At 67.7% G+C, this 1,668-nt stretch carries 2 protein-coding genes; both read left to right on the top strand.

From position 1 onward, the window contains the following. A partial coding sequence (locus EOA60_RS31905) for a sarcosine oxidase subunit delta (protein ID WP_128312549.1) occupies positions 1-211 on the top strand: 211 nt, incomplete at its 5' end. Continuing rightward, the coding region (locus tag EOA60_RS31900) for a 2Fe-2S iron-sulfur cluster-binding protein (protein ID WP_128312547.1) at positions 208-1,668 on the top strand (1,461 nt) is incomplete at its 3' end. The genes EOA60_RS31905 and EOA60_RS31900, both read left to right, overlap by 4 nt.

Genomic DNA, 1,668 nt, shown 5'->3' with positions numbered 1-1,668 from the left:
GCCTGCCTCGCAGGATCTCGACGCCTGGAATGCCTATGTCTACGACCGGCTGAACCCGGCCGGCGACCACAATGAGATCTGGCAGCATTCCGGCGGCTGCCGCGCGCATCTGCGGGTGGTGCGAAACACCTTAACCCATGAAATCTTGAGCACTGCCTTTGCCCGTGGCGGACACAAGTCCGCGGGCCACAAAGCGGGAGGCCACCAGTGAGCCCTCGCCGCACAGAAACCGGCGGCCGCATCGACCGGCTGCGCACCATCCGCTTCACCTTCGACGGCGCGCGCTATACCGGACACGCCCGCGACACGCTCGCTTCGGCGCTGCTCGCCAACGGCGTGACGCTGTTCGGCCGTTCGTTCAAATACCATCGCCCGCGCGGCCTGCTCGCCGCCGGCGTCGAGGAACCGAACGCTCTGGTGACGGTGCTGCGCGGCGAGGTGCGCGAGCCCAACATTCCCGCCACCATGGTCGAGATCTATGACGGGCTCGTCGCGGTCAGCCAGAACCGCTCCCCCTCGCTCGCCTGGGATATCGGCGCGCTCAACCAGCTCGGCGGCAAGCTCCTGTCGGCCGGCTTCTATTACAAGACCTTCATGGGACCGGTGATCGGCCCGTTGAAAGGCACGCGCTTCTGGATGTTCTGCGAGCATTTCATCCGCCGCGCCGCCGGCCTCGGCAGAGCCGGCACCGCGCCCGATACCTCGCGCTACGAGCGCATGAACGCCTTCTGCGACGTGCTGGTCGTCGGTTCCGGCCCGGCCGGGCTGATGGCGGCGAAGGCCGCGGCCGACCAGGGCGCCCGCGTGATCCTGGCCGAGCTCGAGGCAAAGTTCGGCGGCTCCGCCAACTGGTCGGGCGAAACCATCGACGGGGCGTCGGCAGCCGACTGGGCGGCGCGCATCGTCGGCCAGCTCGAAGGCAATGACAATGTCCGCCTTCTGCCGCGCACGACGGTGTGGGGCTATTACGACGGCAACACGCTGGCCGCGCTCGAACGGGTGACGGACCACAAGGAAGTTCCGGCCAAGGGCGAGCCGCGCCAGCGCTACTGGGCGATCCGCGCCAAAACGGTGGTTCTCGCCACCGGCTCCTTCGAGCGTCCGCTGGTATTCCCCGGCAACGATCGTCCGGGCGTCATGCTGGCGCATGCGGCCGAACGCTACGCCAATGAATATGGCGTGCTGCCCGGTGAACGCATCGCACTGTTCACCAACAATGACAGCGCCTATCGTTCCGCCGTTGCACTGAAGAAGGCCGGGGCCGCCGTCGTGGCCATCGTCGATGTCCGCAGCGACGTGTCGAACGAGATGAGCAGGCTGGCGAGCCAGGCCGAAGCAGAGCTGCTTGCCGGCCATGCCGTAGTTGCGACCGAAGGCGGCAAGGCGCTCACCGGTCTCAAGGTGCGGCGCTTCGAATTGATGAACGGCGCGCTGAGCGGCGACGAGCGCAGCATCCATGCCGACTGCCTGTTGATGTCGGGTGGCTGGTCGCCGACGATCCATCTCGCCAGCCAGGCTGGAGCCAGGGCCATATGGAACCCTGCCAGGCAGGCCTTCCTGCCGCCGCAGCCGACGCAGCGCTGGATCGGCGCCGGCGCCTTCACCGGCAGTTTCTCGACCGCGGAAGCGATTGCCGAAGGCCGCGCGGCTGGCATTCAGGCCGCCGGC

Source organism: Mesorhizobium sp. M1A.F.Ca.IN.020.06.1.1 (assembly GCF_004023265.1).
GTDB lineage: Bacteria > Pseudomonadota > Alphaproteobacteria > Rhizobiales > Rhizobiaceae > Mesorhizobium.
The sequence above is the reverse complement of the archived record's forward strand: the minus strand, read 5'-3'. Positions and strand labels throughout refer to the sequence as shown.